Raw genomic sequence first — 23,652 nt, forward strand, 5'->3', positions numbered from 1 at the left:
TGGCGTGTACCTCACCGGTCGTGCCCGCGCCACCAGGAGGCCAGACCCGATCGGCAGGCGGGCCGGGGCTCATCCGCCTCCTGCCGATCGACCAAACCGGCGGCGCGCACTCCCTGTCGGGGGCACTTCGGTCGTGCCCGCGCGCCGCCCGGCCCCCTCCCTCGCCGAGGGGAGCCCCTCGTACGTCGGAAGCGGGACGAGGGGAACGGCGGGGAGGGGGCCGCACCCCGCGTCCCGGCCTCCCGGGGCACATGCTTGACGAACCAGCGCCAGAACCGTCCGGAAGTGAGGCCCGCACCATGCCCGCCACCCCCACCCAGGGCCACGTGGTCGTAGCTCCCGACAAGTTCAAGGGCACCCTGGAGGGCGCCGAGGTCGCCGCCCGGATCGCCGCCGGCATCCGCCGTGCCTCGCCCGGTGTCGAGGTCCGCGAACTGCCCGTCGCCGACGGCGGCGAGGGCACCCTGGCCGCCGCGCTGGCCGCCGGGTTCAGCAGGATCCCGGCCAAGGTGGCCGGCCCCACCGGCCTGCCGGTGGACGCCGCGCTCGCCGTCCGGGGCGACACCGCCGTGGTCGAGCTGGCACAGTCCTCCGGGCTCGCCAGGCTCCCCGGCGGCCGGACCGCCCCGCTCGCGGCCGGCTCCTACGGGGTCGGCCAGCTGATCGGCCGGGCGGTGGGCCTGGGAGCCAAGCGGATCGTGCTCGGCCTGGGCGGCAGCGCCTGCACCGACGGCGGCGCGGGCATGGTCCAGGCGCTCGGCGCCGGGCTGCGGGACGCCGACGGCGCCGAACTGCCGCCGGGCGGCGCCGCACTGCGCAAGCTGGCCCGGCTCGACCTCGGACCGCTGGCCGACGTGCTCACCGGCGTCGAGGTCGTGGTGGCCTGCGACGTGGACAACCCGCTGCTCGGCCCGCGCGGCGCGACCGCCGTCTACGGGCCGCAGAAGGGCGCCGACGGTGACGACCTGGTCGTACTGGAGGAGGGGCTGACCCGCTTCGCCGACGTGGTCGGCGAAGCGGTCGGCCGCGACGTCCGGGAGGCCCCCGGCGCCGGGGCCGCGGGCGGGGTGGGCTTCGCCGCCCTCGCCCTGCTCGGCGCCACCATGCGACCCGGCATCGAGTTGATGCTCGAACTGCTGGGTTTCGACGAGGCCGTGCGTGGGGCACGCCTCGTCGTGACCGGCGAGGGCTGCCTGGACGCTCAGACGCTCCACGGCAAGGCGCCCGCCGGAGTTGCCGCGGCGGCCGCCCGGGCGGGGGTTCGGGTGGCCGCTGTGGCCGGACGGCTGGAGCTGTCGGAGCGCGAGTGGCGGGCGGCCGGCTTCACCGCGGCCTACGCGCTCACGGACCTGGCGGAACAGCCGGGGGACAGCATGACCCGGGCCGGGGAACTGGCCGAGGTCGCGGGGGAGCGCCTCGCGAGGGCGCTGCTGCGCGGCTGAGCAGGCCGTCCGGCTCTCGTACCTTCCTACATTGACGTTTTGTTGAAGGCGGCCCTAGGCTCCGGGCATTCCTTCGGCACACCCCACTCGTACCCAGGTTTTCGGAGGTCCCCCATGCCCCCCAGCGAGGCGTCCTTCAGCGAGACGGCGGTGATCCGCTCCCGCCGGGTCGTGCTGCCGGACGGCGAACGACCCGCTGACGTGCTGATCCGCAACGGCACGATCGAGCGGATCGCCGGGCACGGCGCGCTCACGGCCGGCGATGGCGGACTCACCGACCTCGGCGACACCGCCCTGCTCCCCGGTCTGGTCGACACCCACGTGCACGTCAACGAGCCCGGCCGGACCGAGTGGGAGGGGTTCGCCACCGCCACCCGGGCCGCCGCCGCCGGCGGGGTCACCACGATCATCGACATGCCGCTCAACTCCATCCCGCCCACCACCACGGTGGACGGCCTGGAGGCCAAGCGGAAGACCGCCGAGGGCCAGGCCTGGGTCGACCTCGGGTTCTGGGGCGGGGCCGTCCCCGGCAACGTGCCGGACCTCGAACCGCTGCACCGCGCGGGCGTGTTCGGCTTCAAGAGCTTCCTGGCGCCGTCCGGCGTGGACGAGTTCCCGCACGTCGAGCAGGCCGACCTGGAGGCCGCGCTGGCCGAGCAGGCCCGGATCGGCGCGCTGGCCATCATCCACGCCGAGGACCCCGCCGTGCTCGCCGCCGCCCCGCAGCAACCCGGCGTCCACTACCGCGACTTCCTCGCCTCCCGGCCCGCCGACGCGGAGACCGCGGCCGTCGCCCGGCTGCTCGACACCGCCCGCCGGACCGGCGCCCGGGTGCACATCCTGCACGTCTCCTCCGCCGCGGTGCTGCCGCTGCTGCGGCAGGCCCGCGCGGACGGCGTCCGGGTGACCGCCGAGACCTGCCCGCACTACCTCACGCTGGCCGCCGAGGAGGTGCCGGACGGCGACACCGCGTTCAAGTGCTGTCCGCCGATCCGCGACGAGGCCAACCGCGACGCGCTCTGGGCCGCGCTGGCCGCCGGCGAGTTCATCGCGATCGTCTCCGACCACTCGCCGTCCACCCCGGACCTCAAGCTGCTGCCCGAGTTCGGCGGCAGCGGCGACTTCGCGGCGGCCTGGGGCGGCATCGCCTCCCTCCAGCTCGGCCTGCCGGCGATCTGGACCGAGGCCCGCCGCCGCGGCCACACGCTGTCCGACGTGGTCCGCTGGATGGCGAGCGGGCCGGCCGCCCTGGTCGGCCTCACCGGCACCAAGGGCGCCATCGCCGTCGGCCACGACGCCGACCTGGTGGCCTTCGACCCGGACGGCGCGTTCGCGGTGCACGCCGCCGAGCTGCACCACCGCAATCCCGTCACCCCCTACGCGGGCCGCACGCTGACCGGCGCCGTCCGCACCACCTGGCTGCGCGGCCGGGTGGTCGACACCGCCGCCGAGCCCTTCGGCCGCCGGATCACCCGTCACCAGGAGACCCAGTGAGCACCGTCAACACCCCGAGCGCCCCGTTCACCGAGCTGGTCGACCTGGCCTCCCGGCGGCTCGGCGCGGGCGTCGTCGCCACCAACGAGGACACCTTCGCGGACGCGGAGAACCTGCTGGTCGCCAAGCCGGCGGAGTTCCGGGCGCACACCTTCGGCCACAAGGGCCAGATCATGGACGGCTGGGAGTCCAGGCGCCGCCGCGGCGCCGGCCCCGAGCAGCCGCACCCCACCGACGAGGACCACGACTGGGCGGTCGTCCGGCTCGGCGTCGGCGGAGTGATCCGCGGCCTCGTCGTGGACACCGCCCACTTCACCGGCAACTACCCGGAGAGCGCCTCGGTCGAGGCCGCCGCCGTTCCCGGGCACCCGTCGCCGGCGGAGCTCGCGGCCGCCGAGTGGGTCGAACTGCTGCCGCGCACCCCGCTCCGGGGCGACACCGCCCACGAGTTCGCGATAGCCGACGGCACCCGCTACACCCACGTACGCCTCAACATCTTCCCGGACGGCGGGGTCGCCCGGCTGCGGGTGCACGGCGAGGTGCTGCCCGACCCGCGCGAGCTGGACGGCCTCACCTTCGACCTGGCCGCCCAGGAGTTCGGCGGCGTGGCCGAGGCGGCGTCCGACCGCTACTTCTCCTCCCCGCACAACCTGAACGCTCCCGGCCGCGCCACCGTCATGGGCGAGGGCTGGGAGACCCGGCGTCGGCGCGACAAGGCCAACGACTGGGTGCAGATCGCCCTGGCCGGGGGCGGCGAGGTCCTTGCCGCCGAGGTGGATACCACCCACTTCGTCGCCAACGCCCCCGGCTGGGCCGACCTGACCGGCTACGACGCCACCGACGGCGGGGACCCGGCCACCGACCCCGACGGCTGGTTCGAGATCCTGCCCCGCACCCGACTCCAGCCCGACACCCGGCACCGCCTGCGGCTCGACGTCGGCCGCCCGGCGACCCACGTCCGGATCAACGTGTACCCGGACGGCGGCCTCGCCCGGCTGCGCCTCACCGGTCGGCTGACCGAGTCCGGCCGCGCGGCCCTCGCCCTGCGCTGGTTCAACGCCGTTCCCGCCGCCGAGGCCGCCGTCGCGCTCACCGAGGCCGGTCTCACCGGCGCGGAGGCCGCCGACCTGGCCGCCGCCCGCCCGCTGGCGGACCGGGCCGCGGCCACCGCCGCCGTCGCCGCGCTGCGGCCGGGTGACGGCCCGGACGGCGAGCACTCCTCCCGCCGCCGCTCGGCCGTCTGGCGCCTGCTCGGTGTCTGAGGCGCCGTCAACCTCCTCTCCACGCACGTCTTTGTCGACCCTGAAGGACCCTCCATGTCCAAGATCCTGACCACGGAGTCGGGCGCGCCCGTCGCCGACAACCAGAACTCGGCCTCGGCCGGCGAGTACGGCCCGCTGCTCATCCAGGACCAGCAGCTCCTGGAGAAGCTGGCCCGGTTCAACCGCGAGCGCATCCCGGAGCGCGTCGTGCACGCCCGGGGCTCCGGCGCCTACGGGTACTTCGAGGTCACCGACGAGGTGTCGCAGTACACCCGGGCGGCCTTCCTCTCCGAGGTCGGCAAGCGCACCGAACTGTTCCTGCGCTTCTCCACCGTGGCGGGCAACCTGGGTGCCAGCGACGCGGTGCGCGACCCGCGCGGCTTCGCGCTGAAGTTCTACACCGAGGAGGGCAACTACGACCTCGTCGGCAACAACACCCCGGTGTTCTTCATCAAGGACCCGATCAAGTTCCCGGACTTCATCCACTCGCAGAAGCGCGACCCGTACACGGGCGTCCAGGAGGCCGACAACGTCTGGGACTTCTGGGCCCACTCGCCGGCCTCCACCCACCAGATCACCTGGCTCTTCGGCGACCGCGGCATCCCGGCCTCGTACCGCCACATGAACGGCTACGGCTCGCACACCTACCAGTGGGTCAACGAGCAGGGCGACGCCTTCTGGGTGAAGTACCACTTCAAGACCAACCAGGGCATCCGCTCGCTGGACGGAGGCCAGTCCGCCGAGGTGCTCGGCGCCGACGCCGACAGCCACCAGCGCGACCTGCACCAGGCCATCGAGCGCGGCGTGTTCCCGAGCTGGACGCTGTACGTCCAGCTGATGCCGGTCGCCGAGGCCGCGGACTACCGCTTCAACCCCTTCGACCTGACCAAGGTGTGGCCGCACGCCGACTACCCGCTGGTCAAGGTCGGCCGCCTGGTGCTGAACAAGAACCCGGAGAACGTCTTCGCCGAGGTCGAGCAGTCGGCGTTCTCGCCGAACAACTTCGTGCCCGGCATCGGCCCGTCCCCGGACAAGATGCTCCAGGGCCGGCTGTTCGCCTACGCGGACGCCCAGCGCTACCGCCTCGGCGTCAACCACACGCTGCTCGCCGTCAACGCCCCCCGGGCGACCGAGGCGAACAACTACGGCCGCGACGGCTTCGCCGCCGTCAACAAGTCCGGCCGCGGCAAGAACTACGAGCCCAACTCGTACGACGGCCCGGCCCAGACCGACAACGCGCTCGCCGCGCCGGTCGCGCTGAACGGCCACACCGGCACCTACACCACGCCGGCGCACACCAAGGACGACGACTTCTTCCAGGCCGGTGAGCTCTACCGGCTGATGTCGGCCGGCGAGAAGACCCGCCTGATCGACAACATCGCGGGCTTCCTGGCGCAGGTGACGCGCGACGACATCGTCGAGAAGAACCTCGCCCACTTCCACGCGGCCGACGAGGAGTACGGCAGCCGGCTGGAGGCCGCCGTGGCCAAGCTCCGCGCCGGCGACGAGGGCTGACCCGGCGTCCCTCCGGTCCGCTGTGAACCACCCTCACCGGCCGCCGGGGCCCGCACCCCGGCGGCCGCACACCGAGCCTCTCCTCCCAGGGCAGTGGGGGAGGGGCCGTTGTGCTGTCCGCACAGAGCACCCGACACCGGCGCCGGTCAAGTTCTTTACCGTACCTGCACGAATATCCGCGGAGCGGCACCGGCCGACGTCCCCGGGTGGTTAGGCTGGAGAACACCCGCGGGTAACTCCCTGGGGGACATCGGAAGGGGACGACATGTCGACACCAGCCCCGGGTCGCCACGCCATGCTGGACGAGGGCGTGCCCGGTCCGTTCACCTCCCTGCAGCACGCCCTCAGACTGCTGGAGGCCGTCGACCGGCACCCCGGCGGTGCCACCCTGGTCTCCCTCGCCCGGGAGACGTCCCTGGCCCTGCCGACCGTCCGCCAGCTGGCCGAGATCCTGGAGATCGAGGGCTACCTCCAGTGCCAGGACGGCGGTTGGGTGCTCGGCGGCACCTTCGCGCTGCTCGGGCAGTACAACCGGGAGCAGCTGGTCCGGGCCCGGCTGGACCGCAAACTCGCAGAGCTGCGCGACGAGTTGGGCGCGGCGGTGTACTTCACCCGGTACCACGACGGCGAGCTGTCGGTCGAGGCGGTGGCGGCCGCCGAGCACGCCCCGGCGGTGCAGGAGTGGGTGGACTTCCGGGCCACCGCGCACGCCAGCGCGATCGGCAAGTGCCTGCTCAGCCAGCTCGACCACGACGCCCGCCGGGACCACCTGTCCCGCCACCCGGTGGCCCGGCTCACCTCGCGGACGGTCGTCGACGCCGACCAGTTGATGCACCGGCTGGAGCGCCAGCCGGCCACCGTGCCGGTGCTGGACATCCAGGAGTACGCGCTCGGCACCGTCTGCGCCGTCGTGCCGGTGACGGCGGGGAGCACGGTCGGCTGCCTGGCCACCTCGATGCCGCTCGACAACGTGCACCGGCTCAAGGCGGCCGCCGAGCTGCTGGCCGCCCGGGCCGCGCCGCTGATGCTCGCGATGGCGGTCTGACCCTTCGGGGCCGCCCCCCGTCCACGAGCCCCGCCGGATCCCGGCGGGGCTCGCGTGTTTCCCGGCCCGCCGTCCGGTGCACATCACCTATTAGACTCGATGTCGATAAGGGCTGCCGAAACCCTTGTAGCAGGCGCTACCCGCGAGTAAGTTGCCTGGTGCCGCGCGAGCCGAGCCGCCCCGCCCCCAGGTCAGGAGGGCCTCCATGCCCCGCACCACCACACCCGTTCCCGCCGTCGCCGCCCCGGCCGCCCGGGTCCACGACAGCCTCGTCCTGGAGCCCCGGGACGTCCGCTTCGACTGGTCCGGGCTTCCGCTGCACTGGATCCCCGACGAGCCGATGGCCACCCACGTCATCAACGTCCTGCACCTGCTGCTCCCGGAGGGCGAGCGCTGGTTCGTCAAGGTGTTCAAGGAGGCGCTGCCGCTGATCCGGGACGACCGGCTGCGCGAGGAGGTGCTGGGCTTCATCGGCCAGGAGGCCATCCACGCCGAGGCCCACCAGGAGGTGCTGGACCACCTGCTCGGCCAGGGCCTCGACCCGCGTCCCTACGTCCGCCAGGTCACCTGGCTGTTCCAGCGCGTCCTCGGGGACAAGCCAGGCCTCCCGCCCGTCCGGCGGCGCGAGAACATCGTCGAGCGGGTCGCCTTCGTCGCCGCGATCGAGCACTTCACCGCCTTCCTCGGCGACTGGGCGCTCAACTCCCCCGGCCTGGACCGGGCGAAGGCCGACCCGACGATGCTGGACCTGCTGCGCTGGCACGGCGCCGAGGAGGTCGAGCACCGCAGCGTCGCCTACGACCTGATGGTCCACCTCGACCCCGGCTACGCCCGCCGGATCCGCGGCATGGCCGTCTCCGGGCCGCTGCTGGTCCACCTCTGGGTGCGCGGCGCCCGCTTCCTGCTGGCCGCCGACCCCACCCTGGACGGCCGGATCCGGCCCAGCTGGCGGGAGGCCCGGCGGCTCGCCCGGCGCGGCCTGCTGCCCGACCCGGTCCGCTCGCTCCGCTCCGGCCTGCGCTACCTGCGGCCCGGCTACCACCCCACCCAGGAGGGCTCCTCAAGCCAGGCCCTCGGCTACCTCGCCACCTCCCCGGCCGCCCGCGCCGCCGCCCACTGACGCCAGGAGAGTCGCCCGGATGGACCTGCACAACCCGCCCCCGGACCTCTACGGCCGCCCCCGCGCGGACCGGTTCATGCGAGGCCTGACCGCCTTCGGCGACCGCTACACCCCCGCGCTGGGCGGCCCGCTGCTGCGCCGCAGCCCCCGGCGCCCGTTCGGCCGCCCCACCCCGGCGCTGCAGCTGGTGGTGACCGCCCGTCGGACGATCGCCACCGACGTCGTCGAGCTGCTGCTCGGCGACCCCTCCGGCGGGGCGCTCCCGCCCTGGCAGCCCGGCGCGCACCTGCGCCTCGCGCTGCCCTCGGGCCGCGAGCGGCACTACTCGCTCTGCGGCGACCCGGGCGACCGGCGGGCCTACCGGATCGCGGTCCGCCGGCTGCCCGGGGGAGGCGGCGGGTCGGAGGAGATCCACCGCGAGCTGCACCCCGGCACCCGGCTGACCGCCCGCCGCCCGCGCAACGGCTTCGCCTTCTGCGCCGAGCCGGCCGTCCTGCTGCTGGCCGGCGGCATCGGGATCACCCCGCTGCTGCCGATGGTCCACGAGGCCCGGCGGCACGGCCTGGACTGGCACCTCGTCCACGTCGGCCGCAGCGCCGACACCCTCCCCTACGCGGAGCTGCTGCGCGGCCTCGACCCGGGCCGGGTCCACCTGCGCACCGACGACGAGCACGGCGGGGTGCCCACCGGCGCCGAGCTGCTGGCCCACGCCCCGCGCGGCGCCGCCGTCTACTGCTGCGGCCCGGCCCCCATGCTGACCGCCGTCCAGCGCGCGCTGGACGGATCGCCGGCCCGGGCCCTGCACTTCGAGCGGTTCGGCGCCGCCCCGGTCACCGGCGGCGAGCCGTTCGCCGTGCAGCTCGGCACGGACGGCCCGGTGCTGGACGTCCCCGCCGACCGGTCCGCCCTGGACGTGCTCCGCGAGGCCCGTCCGGACCTGCCGTACTCCTGCCACCAGGGCTTCTGCGGCACCTGCGAGGTCCGGCTGGTGGCCGGCGCCGCGGACCACCGCGACCGCCGCCTCACCCCCGAGCAGCGCGCCGCCGGCGCCCTGCTGCCCTGCGTCTCCCGGGCCGCCGGGGGCGAGACCCTCGTCCTGGACCTCTAGCACTGGAGCCCGCCGTGCTGCTTCGCCCCCCGGCCGTCCCCCGCACCCCGGCCTTCCCGTTCACCGACCACGACCTGGACCGCTTCCGCGAGGTCCAGCAACTCGCCTACCACTGCGCCGAACAGGTCGCCGCCCGGATCGAACCGGGGGTGACCGAGCGGCAGGCCACCGCCGAGCTGCGCCGGTACCTGGTCGCCGCCGGCGTGCAGGACTTCTTCCACGTCCCCTTCGCCTGGTTCGGCGACCGCACCGCCTTCCGGCACTTCCGCACCCCGCTGCAGTTCTTCGCCGGCGACCGCCGGCTGGAGGACGGCATGCCGTACGTCCTGGACTGCGCGCCGATCGTGGACGGCTACACCGCCGACATCGGCTACGGCGGCAAGGTCGGCGAGAACCCGGTCTGGGACCGGCTGGCCGCCGACCTCCGGGTCTACCGCGAGCTGATCCTCACCGAGGTCCGCGCCCGCCGCCCGCTCGACGAGGTGTACGCGGCGGTGGACGCGCAGATCGCCGCGCACGGCTACGACAACCGCCACCGGGTCTACCCGGGCCGGGTGATCGGCCACCAGGTCACCCGGACCACCAGCCGCGGCCCGGCCGGGGTGAACGTCCTCGGCTTCGGGGTGCGTACACTCCAGACGCTCGGCCGCGAGCTGATCGGCGAGCGCCTCCAGGGCCGCTCCCCGCTCTGGGCGGACGGCCGGTCCTCCCGGCACGCGCCGACCCCGGGCCTGTGGGCGGTGGAGCCGCACATCGGGTTCCGCGCGGTGGGCATCAAGTTCGAGGAGCTGCTGGTGGTCACCGAGGACGACGCGTACTGGCTCGACGACGACCTGCCGCACGTGCGGCGCTGGACCGCTGCCCACGCCGAGGCGACCGCCCAGGAGGCGACCCGATGACCACCACCCGCCGCCGCACCGTCCACTCCGGCGGGCTGCCGCTCGCCGTCTTCGAGGACGGCGACCCCGACGCGCCCACCGTCCTGCTGGTGCACGGCTACCCGGACACCCACGTGGTCTGGGACGACATCGCCGCCGACCTCGCCCGCGACCACCACGTGGTCCGCTACGACGTGCGCGGCGCCGGCGAGTCCGGAGCGCCCGACTCGCGCGAGGGCTACCGGCTGGAGCACCTGGCCGCCGACCTCTTCGCGGTCGCCGACGCGGTCAGCCCGGACCGCCCGGTGCACGTGGTCGCCCACGACTGGGGCTCGCTGCAGTCCTGGGAGGCCGTCACCTCGCCCGGCGCCGAGCGGCGGCTCGCCTCCTACACCACGATGTCCGGCCCCTGCCTGGACCACATCGGCCACTGGATGCGCGAGCGCTACCGCCGCCCCACCCCGCGCCACCTGCGGCAACTGCTCGCGCAGGGCGTGCACTCCTGGTACATCACGGCCTTCCACCTGCCCTACCTCGCCCCCGGCATCTGGCGGCTCGGCCTGGCCCGCGCCTGGCCCCGGGTGCTGCGCGACCTGGAGGCCGTCACCCCGCGGCCCGGCCACCCGCAGCCCACCCTGCGGCGGGACGCGGTGCGCGGCATCGAGCTCTACCGGGCCAACATGCGCCCCACCCTGCGCAATCCGCGCGAGCGGCCCACCGAGGTGCCGGTCCAGCTGATCACCCTCACCCGGGACCACTACGTCGGCGAGTACCTCTCCGAGGGGCTGGAGCGCTGGGTGCCCAGGCTGACCCGCCGCTCCCTGCACGCCACCCACTGGTCCGCCCTCCTGGAGAAGGGAACCGCCGTGGCCGGGATGGTCCGCGAGTTCACCGCCGGTGTCGACGCCGGACAGGCCCCCGACCCGGCCGGCGACGGCCCGCTGGTCGTCATCACCGGCGGCGGCAGCGGCATCGGCCGGGCCACCGCGCTCGCCTTCGCCGAGGAGGGCGCCCGGGTGGTGGTCTGCGACCTCGACCACGACGCCGCCCGGCGGACCGCCGAACTCGCCTCCCTGCTCGGCCCCCAGGCGCACGCCTACCGGGTCGACGTCAGCGACGGCGCCGCCGTCGACGCCTTCGCCGAGGCGGTCGCCGCCGCGCACGGCGTCCCCGACGTGGTGGTCAACAACGCGGGCATCGGCCACTCCGGGACGTTCCTGGAGACCACCGAGAAGGAGTGGCAGCGCGTCCTGGACGTCAACCTCTGGGGCGTGATCCACGGCTGCCGCGCCTTCGGCTCGCTGATGGCCGACCGCGGCCGGGGCGGGCACATCGTCAACCTCGCCTCGGCCGCCGCCTACCTGCCGTCCAAGGCGCTCACCGCCTACGCCACCAGCAAGGCGGCCGTGTTCATGCTCTCCGACTGCCTGCGCGCCGAAATGGCCGGGCACGGCATCGGCGTCTCGACCATCTGCCCCGGCATCGTCAACACCAACATCACCCGCACCTCCACCTTCTCCGCCACCAGCGCCGACCAGCAGGCGGCCAAGCAGGCCCGCGCCGCGAAGCTCTACGCCCGCCGGGGCTTCCCGCCGGAGAAGGTCGCCACCGCGATCCTGCACGCCGTCCGCACCGGCAAGCCGGTCGTCCCGGTCACCCCCGAGGCCAAGGCCGCCCGCTTCCTCAGCCGCCTCTCCCCGGGCCTGCTGCGCCTGGCGGCCCGCCTCAACGTGACCTGAGGGACCGGCCGGTGGGCCTGTGATATCGGGTAGGCCGGAAATCGATATCACAGGCCCAGCTCGCTCGGGAAGCCCGCCATGGCTCGCACCGTGATAGACGTCGACGACACGCTCCTCGCCGAGGCCGCGGAGATCTTCGGGACGACCACCAAGGTCGCCACGGTCAACGCGGCCCTGGAGGACGCGATCAAGCGCCGCAAGCGCGAGTCCTTCTTCACCTGGCTCTCCGAGGGCGGACTGCCCGACCTCACCGGCCACGCGCACCCGGGTGAGTGAGCGCTTCCTGATCGACAAGTCGGCCTTCGCCCGGTACCCGAAACCTGCCGTACGCGCCGCGATCGAGCCGCTGCACAACGCCGGACTCCTCGCCGTCTGCGGGGCCGTCGAGCTGGAGGTCATGCACAGCGCCCGCTCGAAGGCCGATGCCGAGCGCATTCGCGAAGGAATGCGCGGCTTCGACTGGCTTCCGACGCCGGACGAGGTCTGGGACCGGGCGATCGAGGTGCGGGCACGACCGACGGCCGCCGGCAACTGGCGGGCCCTGTCGGTCGCGGACCTCGTCATCGCCGCCACGGCCGAGCGTCACGGCGCGACCGTCCTGCACTACGACGGTGACTACGACATGATCGCCGCCGTGACCGGTCAGTCCACCCGCTGGGTCGTTCCGCCGGGTACGGCCGACTGACCCGCCCCCCGCGGCGCCGGGAGCCTGCCGCGTGCGCTCGTACGTCGTCGCGGGTGGCCGCATCGACGGGCCGGCGGCGAAGACATGATGCCGCCGCCCGACGGCACGGCGCGGTAAGTCCCGGATTCCCGGGGCAGCATCCATGGTGTCGGAGGAAGCACGAGCGAAGGACGGGACATGGCGCAGCCGCTCACGGGCAAGGTCGCCCTGGTCGCCGGGGCGACCCGGGGGGCCGGGCGGGGGATCGCGGTGCAGCTGGGGGCCGCCGGGGCGACGGTCTACGCGACCGGGCGCAGTGCCGGCGGGCACCGCTCGGAGTACGGGCGGGCGGAGACCCTGGAGGAGACGGCGGCACTGGTCACCGCGGCCGGCGGCCGCGGGATCGCGGTCCGCGCGGACCACCTCGTCCCCGCCGAGGTCGAGGCCGTGGCGCGGCGGATCGAGGCCGAGCAGGGCGGGCTCGACGTCCTGGTCAACGACATCTGGGGCGGCGAGAACCTCTTCGAGTGGGAGAGCCCGGTCTGGGAGCACGACCTGGACAACGGGCTGCGCCTGCTGCGCCTGGCCGTCGAGACGCACGTGATCACCAACCACCACCTGCTGCCGCTGCTGCTGAGCCGCCCGGGCGGTCTGGTGGTGGAGATGACCGACGGCACCGCCGACTACAACGCCACCCGTTACCGGAACTCGCTCTGCTACGACCTCGCCAAGTCCTCGGTGCTGCGGATGGCCTTCGCGCTGGGCCACGAGCTGGCCCCGCGCGGGGCGACGGCGGTCGCGCTGACCCCCGGCTGGCTGCGCTCCGAGATGATGCTGGAGCACTTCGGCGTCACCGAGGAGAACTGGCGCGACGCGACCGCGAAGCAGCCCGGCTTCGGCGTCTCGGAGTCGCCCGGCTACGTCGGCCGCGCCGTGGTGGCGCTGGCCTGCGACCCCGGGGTGGCGCGCTTCAACGGCAGCTCGCTCTCCAGCGGCGCCCTGGCGAAGGAGTACGGCTTCACCGACCTGGACGGCAGCCGCCCGGACGCCTGGCGCTACCTGGTCGACCAGGAGTCGGCGGACGGCCCGCTGGACCCGGCCGGCTACCGCTGAGCGAGGCCGCGGGGCGCGGCCGGGCGCGCCGTGGCCGCTCCGGGCCGGGCATTTGGTACCCAGGAGTTCCATCACCCAGCGGAAGCGAGGGAACCCCCATGGCCACCGGCACCGTGCAGTCCTACCACGCCGACCACGGCTACGGCCTGATCACCCCCGACGAGGACGGCCCCGCCCTCTACGTCTACTTCGACTCGATCCTGGCCGAGGGCGACCGCGTCCTCACCGAGGGGCGGCGGGTGGAGTACCAGCCGATGGAGCAGGAGGGGCGCTGGGTGGCCGAGCGGGTGCGCCCGCTCTGACCCGCGGTCGGCCCGCCCCGGCCGGCCGAGGCCCTACGATCAAGGCCCATGGAGATGACGACCGCCCTGTGGTCCTTCGCCCTCGTGGTGGGACTGCTCACGCTCACGCCCGGGATCGACACCGCGCTGGTGCTGCGCACCTCCGCCCTGGGGGAGCGCCGGCAGGCCTGGGGCGTGGTGCTCGGCATCCAGACCGGGACCCTGATCTGGGGCACCCTCACCTCGGCCGGGGTGACCGCCCTGCTGACCGCCTCCCACCTGGCGTACGAGGTCCTGCGCTGGACCGGGGCCGCGTACCTGGTCTGGATGGGGATCGGCCTGCTGCGCAACCGGGGCGGCGGGGCCGAACCGGAGCGGCTGCCGACCGGCGGCGGGGTCCGGTCCGGGTGGCGGCGCGGCACGCTCACCAATCTGCTCAATCCCAAGGTCGGCGTCTTCTACGTCGCCGTGCTGCCGCAGTTCATCCCCGCGGGGGCCCCGCACTTCGCCGCCGGGGTGGCCCTGACCTGCGTCCACGTCGTGGAGGGCCTGCTCTGGTCGGCCGTGCTGGTGGGCTTCGCCAGGGCGGTGCGCGGCTGGCTGAGCCGGCCCGCCGCGCGCCGGCTGCTGGACCGGGTGACGGGTGCGGTGGTGGTGGGCTTCGGGGTGCGGCTGGCGCTCTCGGAGTAGCCCGCCCGGCGCGCTGCCCCACGTCACCCGGGTGGTGGCGCCGGATGGCCGGGCGGGCGGGGGCGGGGCTGCATGGGAGGCGACGGAGCCCATCCGACGGGAGCAGCGCATGGCCATCATCGTGATGTTCGAATTCCCCGGTACCACCCGGGACCAGTACGAGGAGGCGGTGGACCGGCTGACCGGCGGCACCGGGCTGAACGCGCCCTCGGACTGGCCGGTGCGCGGGCTGGTCCTGCACGTGTCCGGTCCGACGCCGGGCGGCGGCTGGCACGTCACCGAAGTGTGGGAGTCCCGGGAGGCCTTCGAGCACTTCTCGGCGGTGCTCCTGCCGATCCTCCAGGAGGTCGGCATCCCGGCCGCACCGCCGCTGATCCGCGAGGTCCACGACGTCGTGCGGTGACGGCGGGGCCGGGGCGCGCCGCGGTCAGGCCGCGTGGGACCGCGCGTCCCCGGTGGCCGGACCGGCCGCCCGCGCCAGGTCGTGGTGGATCGGCCCCTCGCCGCGGCTCAACGGCAGGCAGCTGCCGCCGCGCCGGTGGGCGACGATCTCGGCGGCGACCGAGACGGCGGTCTCCTCGGGGGTCCGGGCACCGAGGTCCAGGCCGATCGGCGAGCGCAGCCGGCCGATCTCGGCGTCGGTCAGGCCGACCTCGCGCAGCCGGGTGTCGCGGTCCCGGTGGGTGCGGCGCGAGCCCATCGCGCCGATGTAGCCGACCGGCAGCCGCAGCGCGCGCTCCAGCAGCGGGATGTCGAACTTGGCGTCGTGCGTGAGGACGCAGAGCACCGTCCGCCCGTCGATCCGGTCCAGCTGGGAGTCCAGGTAGCGGTGCGGCCAGTCGACCACCACCTGGTCGGCGTCGGGGAAGCGCCGCTCGGTGGCGAAGACCGGCCGGGCGTCGCAGACGGTGACGTGGTAGCCGAGGAACTTGCCGATCCGCACCACGGCGGCGGCGAAGTCGATCGCCCCGAAGACGATCATCCGCGGCGCGGGGACGTAGGACTCGACGAAGAAGGTGACGGTGCCCTGCTCCCGGTCGTCGCAGGGGCGTCCGTCGAGGCCGAGGACCAGTCGGCCGGTGCGCCCGGCGTCCAGCATGGCGCGGGCCTCGGCGACCACGGCGCGCTCCAGCGGGGCCACGGTGGTGGGCGCGGGGGAGAGGGCCCCGTGGTGGGTGTCGGCGGTGACGGCGACGGTGGCGCCGACCAGCGCGCCGGGGCCGTCGATCACCCGGGCCAGGGCGACCGGGGTGCCGGAGGCGAGGTAGGTGATGCCGGCGTCGAGTGCGGGGTCGGTGCCGGGGACGACCGGCTGGACGAAGACGTCCAGCACGCCGCCGCAGGTCAGGCTGACCGCGAAGGCGTCCTCGTCGCTGTAGCCGAAGCGTTCCAGCACCGGCCGGCCGGACTCGATGGCGGCCTGGCAGAGCTCGTAGACGGCTCCCTCGACGCAGCCGCCGGAGACGCTGCCGATCGCCTCGCCGGCCGCGTCGACGGCGAGCGCGGCACCCGGGTCGCGCGGCGCGCTGCCGGAGACCCCGACCACCGTGGCCACGGCGAAGGAACGCCCGGACGCGTGCCAGGCCTGCAGCTGCTCGGCGATGTCGTGCATGTCGGGGAGCTCCTTAACACCTCGGAAGACGGAACGGGAGGTGCCGCCGTACGGGAAACGATTCCCGTACGGCGGCGGTGCTGCTAGTGGACGCCCAGCCAGGACTTGATCGGAGTGAGCGCGAAGTAGACCACGAACACGCCGGTGAGGATCCACATCAGCGGGCCGGGCTCGCGCCACTTGCCGGTGCCGGCCTTGATGACGGTGTACGAGATGACGCCCGCGGCGACACCGGCGGTGATGCTGTAGGTGAACGGCATCAGGGTGCAGGTGAGGAAGGCCGGGATGGCGACCTCGCGGTCCGACCAGTCGATGTGCCGGGCCTGGCTCATCATCATCGAGCCGATGACGACCAGGGCCGCGGAGGCGACCTCGGTGGGGACGATCGCGGCGAGCGGCGAGAAGAACAGCATGAGGGCGAACACGCCGCCGGTGACGGTCGAGGCGAGGCCGGTCCGGGCGCCGTCGCCCACGCCGGTGGCCGACTCGACGAACACGGTCTGGCCGGAGGAGCCCGCGACACCGCCGATGGCACCGCCGGCGCCGTCGATGAACAGCGCCTTGGACAGGCCGGGCATCCGGCCCTGCTTGTCGGCAAGGCCCGCCTCGGTGCCGACGCCGATGATGGTGGCCATCGCGTCGAAGAAGCCGGCCAGGACCAGGGTGAAGACGGCGACCGAGGCGCTGATCGCGCCGAGGCCGTGGCTGCCGAAGGCCCCGAAGACGTCGATGTGACCGAAGAGGCCGAAGTCGGGTGCGGAGACCGGGCCGCCGCTCGGCCACACCGGGGCGGAGCTGACCCAGGTCTTCGCCGGGAGGTCGGCGACCGCGTTGATGACGAAGGCCACCACGGTGCCGCCGGCGATGCCGATCAGGATCGCGCCGCGCACGTTGCGGGCCAGCAGGACGAAGATCGTCAGCACCGTGAGGCAGAAGACCAGCACGGGCCAGCCGGCGAGTTCGCCGAAGGGGCCGAGCGCGAGCGGGGTGGGACCGCCGGTGTGCACGAAGCCGGCCTTGACCAGGCCGATCAGCGAGACGAAGAGGCCGATGCCGATGGTGATGGCGTGCTTGAGCGGCAGGGGGATGCCGTTCATGATCTTCTCGCGCAGTCCGGAGACCACCAGCAGGACGATCAGCAGGCCGTAGACGACGCAGAGGCCCATCGCCTGGGGCCAGGTGGTGTGCGGTACCACCAGGGCGGATATCACGCCGGAGACGGAGAGGCCGGCGGCGACCGCGAGGGGGACGTTGCCGACCACGCCCATCAGGATCGTGGTGACGGCGGCGGCGAGCGCGGTGGCGGTCGTGAGCTGGGCGTGGTCCAGCTTGAGGCCGTTGACGTCGGCGCCGCTCAGGATGATCGGGTTGAGCAGGACGATGTAGGCCATCGCCATGAAGGTGGTGAGGCCACCGCGGATCTCGTTGCCGAAGGTCGATCCCCGGGCCGTGATCTTGAAGTACGCGTCCATGGCGTTCTTCGGCGGTGCGACCGGGGCCGACGTGGGGGTGTCGTCCTCGGTGGGTCTGTCTTCAGTGGTGCCGGGCTCCGTGGGGATCCTGGTCATGTCCACTCCCAAGTGTCAAAGGGGGTTGGGGTGGGCGAGCCGACCTGACAGCCAGTCAACGAAGTTGGCACAGGGGGACGATTCGACTCACTGGGCGCACTCTGTGGCAGTGCTGCGGTGCAGTGCGTTCCACCGGCCGTCGGCCGGGGGTGGGTGGTGCGCACCGCTGCAGAACCCCGGCGTGGGAGAGGCAGCGGGAGGATGCGTTCGCTTTGCTTCGGCTGGTGCATGTGTGGTGCCCGTACTTCGGGGTGGAACTGCCCCGGGGCGGCGGGGAAGACGGTCGCCGCCCCGGGGAGGTGTGGGGGAGACCCGGTGGCTACTTCGGCCCGGGGGCCTCGGTGGTCAGGTGCTCGGGCCGGACGGGGATCCGGTTGAGCGCCAGACCGGTGGCGTTGCGGATGGCGGCCACGATCGACGGCGTCGCGGAGACGGTCGGGGCCTCGCCCACCCCGCGCAGCCCGTACGGGGCGTGCGGGTCGGGGAGTTCGAGGATCTCCACCGGGATCGGCGGGGTGTCCAGGATGGTGGGGATCAGGTAGTCGGTGAAGGACGCGTTGCGGACCTTCCCGTCCTTGACGATGATCTCCTCCATCACGGCCAGGCCGAGCGCCTGGGTGCAGCCGCCCTGGATCTGGCCCACCACCGAGAGCGGGTTGAGCGCCTTGCCGACGTCCTGGACGGCGGTCAGCTCGACCACCTTGACCAGGCCCAGCTCGACGTCCACGTCGACCACCGCGCGGTTGGCGCAGAAGGTGTACTGGACGTGGCCGAAGCCCTGCCCGGTCTCCTTGTCGAACGGGACGGTCGGGCGGTGGTGGTGCTCGCGGGTGAGGTCGATCGCCTCGTCGCCGAGCAGGTCGACCATGGAGACCAGGGCGCCCGTCGACGGCGAGACCACCTTGCCGCCGGTCAGCGTCAGGTCGTGCTGGGTCCAGCCGTAGCGCCGGCGGCCCTTCTCGATCAGCGCCTGCTTGACGGCCTCGGCGGCGAGCTTCACCGCACCGCCCGTCATGTAGGTCTGCCGGGAGGCCGAGGTCGAACCGGCCGAGCCGACCTCGGTGTTGGCCGGGTGGATGGTGACCTGCTCGACGCCCAGCTCGGTGCGCGCGATCTGGGCGTGCACGGTGACGCCGCCCTGGCCGACCTCGGCCATCGCGGTGTGCACCATGGCGACCGGCTCGCCGCCGATCACCTCCAGGCGCACCCGGGCGGTGGAGTAGTCGTCGAAGCCCTCGGAGAAGCCGACGTTCTTGATGCCGACCGAGTAGCCGACGCCGCGCACGATGCCCTCGCCGTGCGAGGTGTTGGAGAGCGCGCCGGGCAGCTGGCGGACGTCCAGGTGCTCGGTGTCCAGCGGCGGCGGGAGCGGCATGTCCTTGACCCGGCGCAGGAGTTCGGCCACCGGGGCGGGCGAGTCGATCTGCTGTCCGGTGGGCATGAAGTCGCCCTCCGACATCGCGTTCAGCTGGCGCAGCTCGACCGGGTCCATGCCCAGCTCGGCGGCGAGCCGGTCCATCTGGGTCTCGTAGCCGAACGCGGCCTGGACCGCGCCGAAGCCGCGCATCGCCCCGCAGGACGGGTTGTTGCTGTACAGCGCGATGGCGTGCATCTTGACGTTCGGGATCACGTACGGCCCGTGGCCGAGCGAGGCCGCGTTGCCGACCACGGCCGGCGAGGCGGAGGCGTACGCGCCGCCGTCCAGCACGATCCGGCAGTCGGCGAAGACCAGCTTGCCGTCCCGGGTGGCGCCGTGCTCGTAGGTCATCCTCGCCGGGTGGCGGTGCACGTGGCCGTAGAAGGACTCGTCACGGGCGTAGACGATCTTGACCGGCTTGCCGGTGTGCTGGGCGAGCAGGCAGGCGTGGATCTGCATCGAGATGTCCTCGCGGCCGCCGAAGGCGCCGCCGACACCGGCCAGCGTGAGGCGGACCTTCTCCTCCGGCAGGGCCAGCACGGGGGCCATCTGCTGGCGGTCCACGTGCAGCCACTGGGTGGCGATGTAGAGGTCGATGCCGCCGTCCTCGGCCGGGACGGCCAGGCCGGACTCCGGCCCGAGGAAGGCCTGGTCCTGCATGCCGACCTCGTAGCTGCCCTTGACGATGACGTCCGCCAGCGCCCGCACCTCGTCGGTCACGCCGAGGCCGGAGACCAGCTTCTGCTCGTGGCAGATGTTGCCGTAGCCGTGCGACTTGAACTCGTGCGGCTCGTGCACGTAGCCGTGGGTCTCCGGGTCGAGGCACTGCTCCTCGGTGGTGATCGGGGTGAGCACCTCGTACTCGACCTTGATCTTCTTCACCGCGCGGCGGGCCGTCTCCGGGTGGTCGGCCGCGACCAGCGCGATGGCCTCACCGTGGTAGCGGACCTTGTCGATCGCCAGGGCCGGCTGGTCCTGGATCTCCAGGCCGTAGTACTTGGTGCCGGGGATGTCCTCGTGCGTGAGGACGGCGTACACGCCGGGGACCTTCAGCGCGTCGGCGATGTCCACCGAGAGGATGTTCGCCCGGGGGTGCGGCGAGCGCAGCGCCATACCCCAGAGCATGTCCTCGTGCCACAGGTCGGACGAGTAGGCGAACTCGCCCTTGACCTTCAGGTTGCCGTCCGGGCGCAGCGGCGAGCCGCCGATGCCGTCCTTGCTGGCCTGGTTGATGTTCTGCAGGTTCTTCTGACCCTGGATGGTGCGGGTACTCATTCCGACGTCGCCCTCTCGCACGTGCGGGCGGAAGCCAGCCGCACCGCGTCCATGATCTTCTCGTAGCCGGTGCAGCGGCAGAGGTTGCCCGACAGCGCCTCACGGATGTCGTTGTCACTCGGCTGGGCGTCCTTCGCCAGCAGCGCGTCGGTCTGCACCAGCAGGCCGGGCGTGCAGAAGCCGCACTGGACGGCGCCGGCGTCGACGAAGGCCTGCTGGACCAGGCCCAGCTCGCCCTGCTCGTCGCTCAGGCCCTCGACGGTGCGGACCTCGCGGTCCTGCACCTGGCCGGCCGCGACCAGACACGAACAGACCGGGACGCCGTCCAGGTAGACCGTGCAGGAGCCGCACTCGCCCTGCTCGCAGGCGTTCTTCGAGCCCGGGAGGCCGACCCGCTCGCGCAGCACGTAGAGCAGGCTCTCGCCCTCCCAGACGTCGTCGGCCTCGACCGGCTTGCCGTTGGCGGTGAAAGTGACCCTCATGCCGCGCTCCTGATCTGCTTGCTGTAGTCGTTCCACGTCCAGGTGAGCGTGCGGCGCGCCATCACGGCCAGCGAGTGCCGCCGGTAGTCGGCGGTGCCGCGGACGTCGTCGATGGGCGAGGCGGCGGCCTTCACCAGCTCGCCGAACCGCTGGATCACCTCGGCGCCCAGCAGCTCGCCGGACTCCCACAGGCCGCGCTCGGCGAGCACGCCCCGCAGGTACTCCTCGGCCTCGACGGCGCGGCGCGGCGTGGGGGCGGCCGAGCCGATCCCGGTGCCGACGGTGCCGTTCTTCGGGTGCAGCGCGAAGCCGAAGGCGCAGACCGCGATCACCATGGCGTTGCGGGTGCCGATCTTGGAGAACTGCTGAGGGCCGTCCGCGACGGGGATGTGCACGGCCCTGATCAGCTCGTCGGCCGCCAGGCTGTTGCGCTTGACGCCGACGTAGAACTCGTCGATCGGGATCATCCGGGTGCCGCGCACGGAGTCCGCCTCGACGAACACGTCGCGGCCGGCGGCCAGCAGCGCGGGGTGCGCGTCGCCGGCCGGGGAGGCACCGCCGAGGTTGCCGCCGACGCCGCCGCGGTTTCGGATCTGCGGCGAGCCGACGGTGTGGGCCGCCAGCGCGAGGCCGGGCAGCGGACCGGACAGCTCGTCGATGATCCGGGAGTAGGGGACGGAGGCGCCGAGCCGGACGACGTCGCCGTCGTTCGACCATTCGGTGAGCTCGGTGATGCGGTTCAGGTCGAGAATCGCGGATGGCCGGTGCACGTCGAAGTTCATCTCGACCATGACGTCCGTACCGCCCGAGATGGGCAGCGCGGTCGGGTACTCAGCCTTCGCCGCGAGTGCCTCGTCCCAGGTAGCGGGCCGAAGGAACTCCATGCGGGTGTCTCCTCAAGTCGTTGCCGGCCGGACGGGTGGGCACAGTGCCCGGAACTCGGTGTTCGGACCGCGCTGTCCGCTTCGTCGCCTCCGCGTCGGGTCCTGGTCACCGGGGTGTGTCCGGCGGCGTGTGGCCAGTGAACCTCTGTGACGGGGCCCACTGGCAGTCACCGATGGCATGAAGCCCCGGCTGTGGTCCCGCCCGGCATCCTGTACGTTCCTCTAAGGACGAGAATCTCGCAGCCCAGCTGATTTCCGGGTGCTGCCTACGACCGTAATCCGGCCGTGATTCCCAAGCTATGACCCCGTGATCCGGGCGTCCGTTGGGACGTAACACCGAGCACGGATGTTCGGGCACACTGTGACCCCCGGACCGCGCGCTCGGGCCCCCTCACCCCCACCCCAAGCCCGTAAGGAGTCCCGGATGCGTGTCCGCGACCTGCTCGCCCCCGGAGCCCCGAGACTGCGCCTGCTCGCGGCCGAGGAAGAGCTCGACCGGCAGGTCAGCGGCGTGATGACCACGGACCTGCACGACCCGGGCCGCTACCTGCACGGCGGCGAGCTGGTGCTCACCGGCATGCTCTGGCGCACCGGGCCGGCCGACTCCGAACGCTTCGTGCGGACCATCGTGGCCGGTGGCGCGGTCGCCCTCGCGGCCGGCGAGGCCGAGGTCGGCCCCGTCCCCGAGGACCTCGTCGACGCGTGTCGCCGGCACCGGATGCCCCTGTTGGCGGTACCCGACGACATCGCTTTCGGCACCGTCACCGAGTTCATCGGCCGACAGGTCTCCGCCGACCGCGCCGCCGACCTGGCCGCCCTGGTCGACCGCCACCGGCTGCTGGTCTCCGCGGCCGGCGGCGGCGGACTGGACGCCGTCCTCGACCTCCTCGGCGGCGACCTCGACCTCGACTGCTGGGTGCTCACGCCCACCGGAGCGGTGATCGCCGGCCCGGCCGACCGGCTCTCCGCCGAGGACCGCGACCAGCTGGTCCGCGCCCACCTCGGCGCCCAGCGCCAGCGCCGCCGCCCCCCGCACCGGGCCCGGCTGGCCAACGGCTCCTACTCGCTGCTGCCCGCCCCGGCCCTCGACGACGTCCAGGCGCCGCTCGCCGACTGGGTGCTCGCGGTGGCCGGCGACGTCACCGAATGGACCACCAAGCGCCAGCAGCTCGCCGAGAACCTCGCCCGGCTGGTCGCCGCCGAGCGGCACCGCCGCGACGAGGGCCGCCGGCTGCGCCGCCGCCTCGCCGACGAGGTGCTGACGCTGCTCCAGCGCGACGCCGACCCGGGCGAGATCAGCCGCACCCTGTACGCCTCCTCGGCGATGGCCGCCCGGTACGAGAACCCCGAGCCCAAGCCGCAGTCGCCGGACGGCTCCTGGCTGGTGCTCAGCGCCGAGGGCACCGGCCTGCCCGAGGGCGCGGTGCGGCTGATCCTGGAGGAAGCTCTCAACGGCACCACCGACCGCGCCCTGGTCGCCGGGGCGGGCACCGGCGCGGTGGTGGTGCTGCCCGCGCTGGACAGCGCGGTGCCCGCCGACACCCTGCGGGAGCTGCTCGCCCCGCTGGAGGCGGGCCTCGGCTCAGAGGGCCGGATCACCCTCGGCGTGTCGGCCCCCGCCTCCGAGGCGGGCGGCCTGCGCGGCGCCCTGGAGGAGGCCCGGCACGCCCGCCGGATCGCCGCCGCCCGGGTCGGCCGGGTCTGCGTGGCCGGCCCGGAGGAGCTGGCCTCGCACGTGCTGCTGCTGGCCGCGGTGCCCGACGAGGTCCGCCGGGCCTTCCGCGGCCGGCTGCTGGACAAGGTGATCGCCTACGACATCGAGCACCAGGCGGACCTGGTCCGCACCCTGGAGGCGTTCCTGCGCTCGGACGGCTCGTGGACCCGCTGCGCCGCCCAGCTGCACGTGCACGTCAACACGCTGCGCTACCGGATCGGCCGGATCGAGGAGCTGACCGGCCGTGACCTCTCCCGGCTGGAGGACCGGGTGGACTTCTACCTGGCCCTCGAACTGGCCTGAGCCCGCACGGGAAGGGGTCCGCCCCGCACACCGTCGGTGTGCGGGG

20 protein-coding genes and 1 pseudogene are annotated in these 23,652 nt (G+C 73.6%); 16 read left to right on the forward strand and 5 right to left on the reverse strand.

Annotated features, from left to right (window positions below; genetic code table 11):
• Window positions 1-299: 299 nt before the first annotated feature.
• The 15 genes and pseudogenes from ACZ34W_RS15785 to ACZ34W_RS15855 all read left to right on the forward strand — a co-directional run bounded on the left by ACZ34W_RS15785 (window position 300) and on the right by ACZ34W_RS15855 (window position 14,754).
• Window positions 300-1,442 (forward strand): glycerate kinase, encoded by a 1,143-nt coding sequence (locus tag ACZ34W_RS15785; protein ID WP_465604351.1) that lies wholly within the window; start codon window positions 300-302, stop codon window positions 1,440-1,442.
• Window positions 1,443-1,556: 114 nt separating this feature from the next.
• On the forward strand, window positions 1,557-2,936 hold the full coding sequence (gene allB / locus ACZ34W_RS15790; RefSeq protein WP_465604353.1) for an allantoinase AllB: 1,380 nt from the start codon (window positions 1,557-1,559) through the stop codon (window positions 2,934-2,936).
• A pseudogene (gene alc, locus ACZ34W_RS15795) lies at window positions 2,933-3,985 on the forward strand (allantoicase); the annotation flags it as partial. The gene allB and the pseudogene alc, both read left to right, overlap by 4 nt.
• Before the next feature lie 267 nt (window positions 3,986-4,252).
• Entirely contained in the window at window positions 4,253-5,713 is a 1,461-nt protein-coding gene (locus ACZ34W_RS15800; RefSeq protein WP_329490602.1) for a catalase, read from the forward strand.
• A 265-nt stretch (window positions 5,714-5,978) separates the two neighbouring features.
• On the forward strand, window positions 5,979-6,758 hold the full coding sequence (locus tag ACZ34W_RS15805) for an IclR family transcriptional regulator (protein ID WP_465604355.1): 780 nt from the start codon (window positions 5,979-5,981) through the stop codon (window positions 6,756-6,758).
• A 205-nt stretch (window positions 6,759-6,963) separates the two neighbouring features.
• Window positions 6,964-7,878, forward strand: a complete 915-nt coding sequence (locus tag ACZ34W_RS15810; protein ID WP_329490604.1) for a metal-dependent hydrolase — start codon at window positions 6,964-6,966, stop codon at window positions 7,876-7,878.
• A 19-nt stretch (window positions 7,879-7,897) separates the two neighbouring features.
• Entirely contained in the window at window positions 7,898-8,986 is a 1,089-nt protein-coding gene (locus ACZ34W_RS15815; RefSeq protein ID WP_359804312.1) for a PDR/VanB family oxidoreductase, read from the forward strand.
• A 14-nt stretch (window positions 8,987-9,000) separates the two neighbouring features.
• On the forward strand, window positions 9,001-9,885 hold the full coding sequence (locus tag ACZ34W_RS15820; RefSeq protein ID WP_465604358.1) for a M24 family metallopeptidase: 885 nt from the start codon (window positions 9,001-9,003) through the stop codon (window positions 9,883-9,885).
• The gene (locus ACZ34W_RS15825) at window positions 9,882-11,603 is read left to right on the forward strand and encodes an SDR family oxidoreductase (RefSeq protein ID WP_465604360.1); all 1,722 of its coding nucleotides are present in this window, start codon (window positions 9,882-9,884) and stop codon (window positions 11,601-11,603) included. Before ACZ34W_RS15820 ends, ACZ34W_RS15825 begins: the two co-directional genes overlap by 4 nt.
• Window positions 11,604-11,681: 78 nt before the next feature.
• Complete coding sequence (locus ACZ34W_RS15830) at window positions 11,682-11,879, forward strand: type II toxin-antitoxin system VapB family antitoxin (protein WP_465604362.1); 198 nt, start codon at window positions 11,682-11,684, stop codon at window positions 11,877-11,879.
• Window positions 11,872-12,288 carry a PIN domain-containing protein gene (locus ACZ34W_RS15835; protein WP_465604364.1) on the forward strand — a complete coding sequence of 139 codons (417 nt, stop codon included), beginning with the start codon at window positions 11,872-11,874 and terminating at the stop codon, window positions 12,286-12,288. Before ACZ34W_RS15830 ends, ACZ34W_RS15835 begins: the two co-directional genes overlap by 8 nt.
• Window positions 12,289-12,465: 177 nt before the next feature.
• Window positions 12,466-13,380, forward strand: coding sequence for an SDR family oxidoreductase (locus ACZ34W_RS15840; protein ID WP_465604366.1), 915 nt, complete (start codon window positions 12,466-12,468; stop codon window positions 13,378-13,380).
• Window positions 13,381-13,478: 98 nt separating this feature from the next.
• Entirely contained in the window at window positions 13,479-13,682 is a 204-nt protein-coding gene (locus ACZ34W_RS15845; protein ID WP_329490611.1) for a cold-shock protein, read from the forward strand.
• 48 nt (window positions 13,683-13,730) lie between these two features.
• Complete coding sequence (locus ACZ34W_RS15850; RefSeq protein WP_329490612.1) at window positions 13,731-14,351, forward strand: LysE family translocator; 621 nt, start codon at window positions 13,731-13,733, stop codon at window positions 14,349-14,351.
• Window positions 14,352-14,460: 109 nt separating this feature from the next.
• A complete protein-coding gene (locus ACZ34W_RS15855; RefSeq protein ID WP_329490613.1) occupies window positions 14,461-14,754 on the forward strand; it encodes an antibiotic biosynthesis monooxygenase family protein in 294 nt (97 codons plus the stop codon).
• Between the two features lie 24 nt (window positions 14,755-14,778).
• Here ACZ34W_RS15855 and ACZ34W_RS15860 read toward each other — a convergent pair whose 3' ends face one another.
• From ACZ34W_RS15860 to ACZ34W_RS15880, 5 genes are all read right to left on the reverse strand, one after another.
• Window positions 14,779-15,963, reverse strand: coding sequence for an XdhC family protein (locus ACZ34W_RS15860; RefSeq protein WP_465604369.1), 1,185 nt, complete (start codon window positions 15,961-15,963; stop codon window positions 14,779-14,781).
• A gap of 83 nt (window positions 15,964-16,046) precedes the next feature.
• Window positions 16,047-17,531, reverse strand: a complete 1,485-nt coding sequence (locus ACZ34W_RS15865; protein WP_329490615.1) for an NCS2 family permease — start codon at window positions 17,529-17,531, stop codon at window positions 16,047-16,049.
• 319 nt (window positions 17,532-17,850) lie between these two features.
• Entirely contained in the window at window positions 17,851-20,223 is a 2,373-nt protein-coding gene (gene pucD, locus ACZ34W_RS15870; RefSeq protein WP_465604371.1) for a xanthine dehydrogenase subunit D, read from the reverse strand.
• Window positions 20,220-20,705 (reverse strand): (2Fe-2S)-binding protein, encoded by a 486-nt coding sequence (locus tag ACZ34W_RS15875; RefSeq protein WP_329490617.1) that lies wholly within the window; start codon window positions 20,703-20,705, stop codon window positions 20,220-20,222. The genes pucD and ACZ34W_RS15875 overlap by 4 nt, the downstream gene beginning before the upstream one ends.
• A complete protein-coding gene (locus tag ACZ34W_RS15880) occupies window positions 20,702-21,589 on the reverse strand; it encodes an FAD binding domain-containing protein (protein ID WP_329490618.1) in 888 nt (295 codons plus the stop codon). Before ACZ34W_RS15880 ends, ACZ34W_RS15875 begins: the two co-directional genes overlap by 4 nt.
• 424 nt (window positions 21,590-22,013) lie before the next feature.
• On the opposite strand from ACZ34W_RS15880, the gene ACZ34W_RS15885 reads away from it, so the two are divergent.
• On the forward strand, window positions 22,014-23,606 hold the full coding sequence (locus tag ACZ34W_RS15885) for a PucR family transcriptional regulator (protein ID WP_329490619.1): 1,593 nt from the start codon (window positions 22,014-22,016) through the stop codon (window positions 23,604-23,606).
• The last annotated feature ends 46 nt before the right edge of the window (window positions 23,607-23,652 follow it).

The organism is Kitasatospora sp. NPDC022856 (genome assembly GCF_055561235.1).